Source organism: Intrasporangium sp. (assembly GCF_040414665.1).
In the GTDB taxonomy this organism is placed as follows: domain Bacteria; phylum Actinomycetota; class Actinomycetes; order Actinomycetales; family Dermatophilaceae; genus Intrasporangium.
Window position 1 is genome coordinate 1 of sequence record NZ_JBEDUL010000133.1, and the last position, 8,240, is coordinate 8,240.

The window sequence follows — 8,240 nt, forward strand, 5'->3', positions numbered from 1 at the left end:
ATGCGCGAGGTGGCCCAGGGCGCCTACGCGAATCTGGTGCTCCCGGCGTTGCTGCGCGAGAAACGGGTCCACGGCCGGGACGCCGCCTTCGCCACCGAGCTCGTCTACGGGGCGACCCGGATGTCCGGCCTCTACGACGCCGTCGCCGCCCATGCGGCCGACCGCCCGGTCGACCGGATCGACCCGCGTGTCCTCGACACGATCCGACTCGGAGCCCACCAGCTGCTCGGCATGCGCGTGCCGACCCACGCAGCGGTGGACGAGACGGTCGCCCTCGCGCGGCAGGTCAACGGCGCCGGTGCCTCGGGCTTCGTCAACGCGGTCATGCGCCGCATCAGCGAGCGCACCCTGCCGGAGTGGCTCGACGTCGTCACGGCGGGCGCAACCGACCCGGTGGAGGCCCTGGCGATCCGCACGTCCCACCCACTGTGGGTGACCAAGGCGCTGCGGGCTGCCCTCATCGGGCATGGCCGGGCCACAGCCGCGACCGTCGGGGCCGAGCTCGATCGCCTGCTCGAGTCCGACAACGCAGCGCCGAAGGTCTCCATCGCGGCCCGGCCGGGTCTGGCGACCGTCGCCGAGCTGGTCGACGGCGGAGCCGTCGCGTCGACGACGAGCCCCGTCGGCGCAGTCCTGACCGAAGGCGACCCGGGCTCCCTTCCCGCGATCCGAGAGGGGCGCGCGGCCGTGCAGGACGAGGGGTCCCAGCTGGTCGCGCTGGGCATCGCGTCCGCGGAGGTCGGCCAGGACGCCATCACCTCCGAGCGATGGCTGGACCTCTGTGCCGGCCCGGGCGGCAAGGCAGGGCTCCTGGCCGCAATCGCGGTGCAACAGCGAATCCCCTTCATCGCCAACGAGGTCAACGAGACGCGAGCCCAGCTGGTCCGCCAGACACTGACGGCGGCGACGGCGGCGGCCGAGGCCGCTGGGAGCACGATCGAGGTTCGTCACGGCGACGGGCGCGAGATCGGGGAAGCGAGCCCAGCGGCATACACCCGCGTTCTCATCGATGCCCCGTGCACCGGTCTGGGCGCCCTCCGCCGACGACCTGAGGCGCGATGGCGACGCCGTCCCAAGGACGTTGCCGTCCTCGCCGGGCTGCAACGTGAGCTGCTGGCCTCCGGCATCGACGCGACGATGCCGGGCGGCGTCATCGCCTATGCCACGTGCAGCCCGCACCTGAACGAGACCCGTTTCGTCGTGCAGGATGTCCTCAAGAAGCGTGACGACGTGGAGCTGGTCGACGCTCGGCCGCTCTTCGTCGATGCCGAGGGAGCCGTCCTACCCGAGCTCGGCGAGGGCCCCTACGTCCAGCTGTGGCCCCACGTGCATGGGACCGATGCGATGTTCTTCGCCCTGTTGCGCAGGCGCTGAGCTCCGCCGGGACCAGGGGCACTCACCGTCCGCGGAAGACCGGGCGTCGACCTTCCCGCCGTGCGGCGTCCGCCTCGGCGGCATCCGCGCTCGTGAAGCAGGCGAGGAACTGGGCCCGGAGGCCGGCGTCGTCGTCGGCCAGGTGCGGGGAGTTGAGCACGCGTTTGGCGTAGGTCAGGGAGAGCGGGGCCAAGGCCGAGAGGTCCCGGGCCAGAGCGATGGCGTCGGCGAGCTCGCCCTCGCGCTGGACGAGGCCGCACGCGAGCGCGGCGGGCAGGTCGAGGGTCTCGGCAGCGAGCAGGATCCCGCGCGCATGACCCCCACCGACGAGCTCGGCGAGCCGCCGGATCGTCCACGGGTCGACGGCGAGGCCGTTGCGCGCCGTGGGCACGGCAAACCGCGCCGCAGCGCTGGCCACACGCAGGTCGCACGCGGCGGCGAGCTGGGTCCCGCCCCCGATCGCCGGCCCGTTCACCGCTGCGATCACCGGGATGTCCGACCCGGTGATGGCCGCCAGCATGCCGTAGTGGGCCTCGAGGAACTCCTCGCCGTAGACGCCGTCCAGGTCGGCACCGGCGCAGAACGTCGACCCGGCACCGGTGAGGACGATCGCCCGGGCACGCGTCGCCGCCTCCCGGACGGCGGACTCGAGCGCTCGGCAGAGACCGAGGCTGAGCGCGTTGCGCTTCGCCGGGCGGTTGAGGGTGATGACGAGGACATCCCCGTCGAACGCCTCGATGACGGGATCGCTGTTCGGATCGCTGGTCATGGGTCGATCCTGCCGTGTGGCGCGCTAGGCGGAGGGGCCGCCCGGCCGCAGTCGCTCGTCGAAGAACGCGAGGACCCGGTCGACCGCGACCTGCTGCCGGTGGGCAGTCAGGGTGGCGTGGCCCTTCCCTTCGAGCTCGACCCGGATGAAGTCGCCACCGAACTCCGTCGCGAGCGTCTCGAACCGCGTCCCCGTGGCGGGGTCGTCGCGGTAGCGCACCCCGAGGACCGGACAGCCCTCGGCGACCCTGCGACGGACGGCCGCGAGATCGGCCGGGCTCAGGCCGAGGTCGGCCTTGCCGACGGCTCCGAGGGCCGCGGGGAGCGACGGCTGGGCCACAACGGGGGCGGCAACCGACTCGTCGACCATCATCGCGAGCGCGAACCCGCCGGTGAGGCACATCCCGAGCGCTCCCACGCCGGGTCCGCCGAGCTCGGCATGCAGGCTGCGCGCGAGCGACCGCAGCCAGTGCGTCACGGGCGACGTGACGCCGGCCCGCAGCTTGACGAACTCCCTGTTGATGCAGACCTGGCCGATCGACCGCACGATCTCGCCGGGCGTCGCCGACGCGCCCGGCCGGCCGAAGAGGCTCGGCATGACCACGGTGTAGCCCCGGGCGACGACGTCGTCCGCGAACCTGATGACCTCGGGCGTGATTCCCGGGATCTCGTGCACGAGCACGACCCCCGGCCCGCTGCCCTTGCGGTACGTGTCGTGGGTCTCTCCGCGTGCCGTGTGGCTGCCTCGGGCCCATCCCGCCAGGTCGCTCATGGGGGCATCGTCCCGCATGAGGCGGCCCTTAGGCTGGGGCTCGTGCAGATCTCCCCGAGCATCCTGTCGGCCGACTTCGCCAACCTCGAGCGCGAGCTGGAGCGGGTCGCCAACGCCGACTGGGCACACGTCGACGTCATGGACGGGCACTTCGTGCCGAACCTGACCATCGGCCTGCCTGTCGTCGAGGCGCTCGTCAAGGTCAGCCCCATCCCGCTCGACGCTCACCTGATGATCGAGGACCCGGACCGGTGGGCGCCGATGTACGCCGAGGCGGGGTGCCAGTCGGTGACCTTCCACATCGAGGCTGCACATGAACCGCGGGCCCTCTCGCGAGCGCTCCGGGCAGCCGGTGCGAGGGCGGGCATGGCGGTCAAGCCGAGGACGGACTTCGCGCCGTATGCAGAGCTGCTGCCCGAGCTCGACATGGTGCTCGTCATGACCGTGGAGCCCGGGTTCGGAGGGCAGTCCTTCATGGCCGACCAGATGCCCAAGGTCCGCCAGGTCCGCGAGGCCGTCAGGCGTCACGGCGGGGAGATCTGGATCCAGGTCGACGGCGGCGTCAGCGCCGACACGATCGAGCAGTGCGCGGAGGCGGGTGCCGACGTCTTCGTCGCGGGCTCGGCGGTCTACGGGGCCGAGGACGCCGCTGCCGCCGTCGACGAGCTGCGCGCCCTGGTCACGTCGCACGCCCACTGAGCCCAGCGGCATACGGCATCGTCTGTCGTGGTGGCCGTCACGTGGACGCGGGGTGGGAGTTCCCCGGACCACGGTGCATACTGATGATTACGTGCTCCGGGGTCGGTGTAATTCCGAGCCGGCGGTGACAGTCCGCGACCCGACCACTCACTGTGCTTGACGAGTGGCCGGTTGACCTGGTGGAACTCCAGGACCGACGGTGAAAGTCCGGATGGGAGGCAGCACGAAACAGACTGACGTCTGTGGTGGTTCGCGCACCCGGATCGGGACGCGGAGCGCGGCAGCGGCAGCTGTGGAGGTTCCCCGGAGTTCGTCCGACCAGCACCACGAACTCCAAGGACGAACACCACATGCAGACACTCGCCCTCGCAGACGAGACGAAGAACGTCTTCCAGCAGGCCATCGACGCCGCCATCCCGATCGGGCCCTACCAGCTGCACTGGATCGAGCTCATCGCCGTGCTCATCGGCGTCGCCTCGGCCTGGTTCGGCATGAAGCGGCGCGTCTGGGCCTGGCCAGTCGGGATCATCGCCAACGTCATGCTCTTCTTCGTCTACCTCGGCGCGCTCTTCGGCGCCGACGAGCGGATCCCCCTCTTCGGCCAGGCCGGCAGGCAGGTCTTCTTCATCCTCACCAGCATCTACGGCTGGTGGCGGTGGACGCAGGTGCGCCGGCTGAACCACACCGCGGACGTGTCCGGCGCCGCGATCACGCCGCGCTGGGCGACGGGGCGGGAGCGCACCGCCGTCGTCGGCTTCTGGCTCGTCGGCACCGTGGTCGTGCACCAGGTCTTCGCCTCGCTGTGGAGCCTGGCGCCGAACCCGTTCTGGACGCCGCAATGGTGGTTCTTCTGGTGCGATGCGTGGATCTTCGTCGGCTCCATCGTGGCCACGTACGCGATGGCCCGCGGCTGGAACGAGTTCTGGCTCGCGTGGATCGCCGTCGACCTCGTCGGAGTGCCGTTCGGCTTTGCGACCGGCTACGTGCCGACGGCCGTCCTGTACGTCTTCTACGGGATGTTCGTCATCTACGGCTTCACGCAGTGGGTCAAGGCGTCCAGGACCGATCACCGCGACGTCGAGCCGGTGCTCGTCGCGGCCCGCGGTACCTGACCGATGGCTGCCCCGGACATCAGGGACGCCGCCCTCATGCGGCGCGCCCTGGATCTGGCCGCGAGGGGATCGTGGCCTGACCCCAACCCCCGGGTCGGGTGCGTCGTCGTCGACCCCGGCGGCGAGCTCGTCGGAGAGGGTTGGCACCGCGGTGCCGGCACTGCTCACGGCGAGGCCGCGGCGCTGGCCGTCGCGGGCGACCGGGCGCGCGGTGGGACGGCCTACGTCTCCCTCGAGCCGTGTGCGCACACGGGACGGACCGGTCCCTGCGCCGACGCGCTCGTCGCGGCCGGGATCTCCCGGGTCGTGCACGGGCAGGACGACCCCAACGGCGATGCGGCCGGCGGCGCTGACCTCCTGCGCGCGGCCGGCGTGGAGGTGGTGGGCGGCGTCCTCGCCGACGAGGCCGCTGCACTCAACGAGCGCTGGGCGCGGACCATCGCGAGAGGCAGACCGCTCGTCACGTGGAAGTTCGCCGCCACCCTCGACGGGCGCAGCGCCGCGACCGACGGAACGAGCCAGTGGATCACGAGCGAGGAGGCGCGGGCCGACGTGCACGCCCTGCGGGCGTCCCGCGACGCCATCGTCGTGGGCACGGGGACCATCCTGCTCGACGATCCCCGCCTCACCGTGCGCACGGGAGCTGGCCGTATGCCGCTGGGCTCGCTCGCGGACCGACAGCCGACTCGCGTCGTCGTCGGGTTGCGGGACGTGCCCGCCAGGGCCCGGGTCCACGAGGGACCGGGCGAGGTGCTGCACATCCGCAGCCGCGACCCGCACGAGGCGCTTGCGACCATGTGGGACGCGGGAATTCGTGACGTCTGGCTCGAAGGTGGCCCGACTCTGGCGAGCGCGTTCGTGAAGGCGGGGCTCGTCGACGAGGTCTATGCGTACCTGGCCCCTGCCCTCCTCGGCGCCGGCCGTCCGGCCGTCGGGGACCTCGGCATCACGTCGATGGATGGGATCAGGCGGCTCGACGTCGAGGACGTGCTGCGCGTCGGCCCGGACCTCCGGGTCCACGCGACCGTCGCAGGTCCGGTCGGACCCCCGCGCGGCACGGGCCCGGTCCACAGGTCGAACCGGCGGGTGCTGGTGTCGCTCGACGAGAGGGTGTAGCAGCCAGTGTTCACGGGAATCGTCGAGGAGCTGGGCACCGTCGGGTCCATCGCGCATGGGGCGGAGTCCGCCGTGCTGCGGATCGAGGGCCCACTCGTCGCGAGCGACACCGTCCACGGTGCGTCGATCTCGGTCAATGGCGTGTGCCTCACCGTCATCTCGCACGATGCGGCTGGTTTCAGCGTCGACGTCATGGCCGAGACGCTGAGCCGGTCCAGCCTCGGCTCGCTGCGGGCGGGCGACCGCGTCAACCTCGAACGGGCGATGGCGGTGTCGAGCCGGTTCGGTGGGCACATCGTCCAGGGCCACGTCGACGGAACGTCGACCGTGACCGACCGGGTCCGCGGCGACCGGTGGGAGGTGGTGACGTTCACCCTGCCGGACGCGCTGGCCCGGTACGTCGTCGAGAAGGGCTCGATCACGGTGGACGGCGTGTCGCTCACGGTGTCGGCTCTCGGGCCGGCGACGTTCTCCGTCTCGCTCATCCCCACCACCCTGGAGCTGACCACGTTGGGCCGCAAGGGGGTCGGCGACCACGTCAACCTCGAGGTCGACGTCCTCGCCAAGTACGTTGAGCGCCTACTCGGGTACGCCGCCGCGACAACGGAGGAGTCATGACCGCCCTGTCGACGATCGAGGAGGCTCTCGAGGCGATGAGGGCCGGGCGCCCGGCGCTCGTGCTCGACTCCGAGGACCGCGAGAACGAGGGCGACGTCGTCCTCGCCGCCCATACCGCCTCGGAGGAATGGATGGCCTGGACCATCCGGCACACGTCCGGATACCTCTGCGCCCCGATGCCGAACGACGTGGCGGACCGGCTCGAGCTGCCGCTCATGGTCTCGGACAACCGCGACCCCCTGCGGACCGCCTACACGATCTCCGTCGACGCGACCGAAGGGGTGACGACGGGCATCAGCGCGGCGGACCGGACCCGCACCGTCACCGTCCTCGCCGACCCCGCCTCGAAGCCCGCCGACCTCATCCGTCCCGGTCACGTGCTGCCCTTGCGGGCCCGGCCCGGCGGCGTGCTGACCCGGCCCGGGCACACGGAGGCCGCGGTCGACCTGGCGCGCCTCGCCGGTCTGCCACCTGTCGGAGTCATCGGCGAGCTGGTCCACGATGACGGCCGGCTGATGCGCTACGAGGCGGTCGTCGCCCTCGGCCGTGAGATGGGGCTACCCGTCGTCACGATCGAGCAGCTCATCGCGTGGCGCCAGCAGCACGACCGGGTGGAGCGGCTCGCGACGACGATGATCCCGACACGCCACGGCACGTTCACCGCCCACGGCTATCGCGACACGCTGACCGGCGAGGAGCACGTCGCCCTGGTCAGCGCGCGCGGCCTGCACGGCACCAGGCCGGGGGCCCCGGCCGTCGTCCGGCTGCACTCGGAGTGCCTCACCGGGGACGCCTTCGGGTCGCTCCGGTGCGACTGCGGACCCCAGCTGCAGGCCTCGCTCGCCCGGGTCGGCAGGGAGGGCGGGGTCGTGGTCTACCTCGGCGGTCACGAGGGTCGCGGTGTCGGACTCGTCGACAAGCTGCGTGCCTATGCCGAGCAGGATCGTGGCGCGGACACCGTCGACGCACAGAAGGCCCTGGGCCTGTCGGTCGACGCCCGTGAGTACGCCGCGGGCGCCGCGGTGCTCCATGACCTCGGGGCGACCCGCATCATCCTGCTGACGAACAACCCGGACAAGGTCGCAGCCCTGCGCCACTTCGAGATCGACGTCGTCGCCGTGGAGCGGCTGCACACCGAGGTCGCGCCGCAGAACGAGCGCTACCTCGCGACGAAGCGGGACCGGCTCGGCCACGACCTGCCGGCCGTGCTCCGGGCCAAGCCGGAATCCGCCTGAGAGGAGATCCGATGAAGGACGGAGCACCCGCCCTGACCGTCGACGGCCGCGGCCTCACGGTCGCCGTCATCGCAGCCAGCTGGCACGAGCAGGTCATGGCAGGCCTGCTCGCGGGGGCCCGCCGAGGACTGGCCGACGCGGGCGTCACCGACGTCACCGAGGTCCGCGTGCCAGGCACGTTCGAGCTCTCCGTCGCCTGCTCCGCCCTCGCCGCGCGCTACGACGCCCTCATCGCACTGGGCGTCGTCATCCGCGGCGGCACCCCCCACTTCGAGTACGTCTGTCAGGCAGCGACGGTCGGCATCACCGAGGTCTCCGTGCGGACCGCGACGCCGATCGGCTTCGGCGTCCTGACGTGCGACACGGAGCAGCAGGCGATCGAGCGTGCCGGTCTGCCCGGCTCGACGGAGGACAAGGGCCACGAGGCCGCGACGGCAGCCGTCGCCACCGTCGTCGCGCTCCGGGCCTCCCGCTGACCTCGCCCCGCCCTGCCCTGATCCCACCCTTCCTGACCCTGCCTCCGGTTCGAGGTTGTGACTCGCTCTC

Annotated in this window: 9 protein-coding genes and 1 riboswitch; of the genes, 7 read left to right on the forward strand and 2 right to left on the reverse strand. The window is 71.8% G+C overall.

The annotated features are described in order from the left end of the window. The coding region (locus ABF401_RS13710; RefSeq protein WP_353510124.1) for an RsmB/NOP family class I SAM-dependent RNA methyltransferase at positions 1 to 1,374 on the forward strand (1,374 nt) is incomplete at its 5' end. A gap of 22 nt (positions 1,375 to 1,396) precedes the next feature. On the opposite strand, the gene ABF401_RS13715 is transcribed toward ABF401_RS13710, so the two are convergent. Together ABF401_RS13715 and ABF401_RS13720 are read right to left on the reverse strand one after the other, a co-directional pair. Next, positions 1,397 to 2,143, reverse strand: a complete 747-nt coding sequence (locus tag ABF401_RS13715) for an enoyl-CoA hydratase (protein ID WP_353510125.1) — start codon at positions 2,141 to 2,143, stop codon at positions 1,397 to 1,399. A gap of 24 nt (positions 2,144 to 2,167) precedes the next feature. Then, complete coding sequence (locus tag ABF401_RS13720; protein WP_353510126.1) at positions 2,168 to 2,914, reverse strand: dienelactone hydrolase family protein; 747 nt, start codon at positions 2,912 to 2,914, stop codon at positions 2,168 to 2,170. Positions 2,915 to 2,956: 42 nt separating this feature from the next. On the opposite strand from ABF401_RS13720, the gene rpe reads away from it, so the two are divergent. The 6 genes from rpe to ribH all read left to right on the forward strand — a co-directional run bounded on the left by rpe (position 2,957) and on the right by ribH (position 8,170). Continuing rightward, on the forward strand, positions 2,957 to 3,613 hold the full coding sequence (rpe, locus tag ABF401_RS13725; RefSeq protein WP_353510127.1) for a ribulose-phosphate 3-epimerase: 657 nt from the start codon (positions 2,957 to 2,959) through the stop codon (positions 3,611 to 3,613). 87 nt (positions 3,614 to 3,700) lie between these two features. Further along, positions 3,701 to 3,842, forward strand: a riboswitch (FMN riboswitch). A gap of 121 nt (positions 3,843 to 3,963) precedes the next feature. Further along, entirely contained in the window at positions 3,964 to 4,725 is a 762-nt protein-coding gene (pnuC, locus tag ABF401_RS13730; RefSeq protein ID WP_353510128.1) for a nicotinamide riboside transporter PnuC, read from the forward strand. Positions 4,726 to 4,728: 3 nt separating this feature from the next. Then, positions 4,729 to 5,841, forward strand: a complete 1,113-nt coding sequence (gene ribD, locus ABF401_RS13735) for a bifunctional diaminohydroxyphosphoribosylaminopyrimidine deaminase/5-amino-6-(5-phosphoribosylamino)uracil reductase RibD (RefSeq protein WP_353510129.1) — start codon at positions 4,729 to 4,731, stop codon at positions 5,839 to 5,841. 6 nt (positions 5,842 to 5,847) lie between these two features. Continuing rightward, complete coding sequence (locus ABF401_RS13740; RefSeq protein WP_353510130.1) at positions 5,848 to 6,459, forward strand: riboflavin synthase; 612 nt, start codon at positions 5,848 to 5,850, stop codon at positions 6,457 to 6,459. After that, positions 6,456 to 7,694: a 3,4-dihydroxy-2-butanone-4-phosphate synthase gene (gene ribB, locus ABF401_RS13745; protein ID WP_353510131.1), complete on the forward strand. Its 1,239-nt coding sequence runs from the start codon at positions 6,456 to 6,458 to the stop codon at positions 7,692 to 7,694. The genes ABF401_RS13740 and ribB overlap by 4 nt, the downstream gene beginning before the upstream one ends. Positions 7,695 to 7,705: 11 nt before the next feature. Further along, entirely contained in the window at positions 7,706 to 8,170 is a 465-nt protein-coding gene (gene ribH / locus ABF401_RS13750) for a 6,7-dimethyl-8-ribityllumazine synthase (protein WP_353510132.1), read from the forward strand. Positions 8,171 to 8,240: the final 70 nt, after the last annotated feature.

Bases quoted from the DNA above. Each gene is read 5' to 3' on its own strand.
- ABF401_RS13715 (WP_353510125.1), bottom strand. From the start codon at position 2,143: ATGACCAGCGATCCGAACAGCGATCCCGTCATCGAGGCGTTCGACGGG.
- ABF401_RS13720 (WP_353510126.1), bottom strand. From the start codon at position 2,914: ATGAGCGACCTGGCGGGATGGGCCCGAGGCAGCCACACGGCACGCGGA.
- pnuC (WP_353510128.1), top strand. From the start codon at position 3,964: ATGCAGACACTCGCCCTCGCAGACGAGACGAAGAACGTCTTCCAGCAG.
- ribD (WP_353510129.1), top strand. From the start codon at position 4,729: ATGGCTGCCCCGGACATCAGGGACGCCGCCCTCATGCGGCGCGCCCTG.
- ribB (WP_353510131.1), top strand. From the start codon at position 6,456: ATGACCGCCCTGTCGACGATCGAGGAGGCTCTCGAGGCGATGAGGGCC.
- ribH (WP_353510132.1), top strand. From the start codon at position 7,706: ATGAAGGACGGAGCACCCGCCCTGACCGTCGACGGCCGCGGCCTCACG.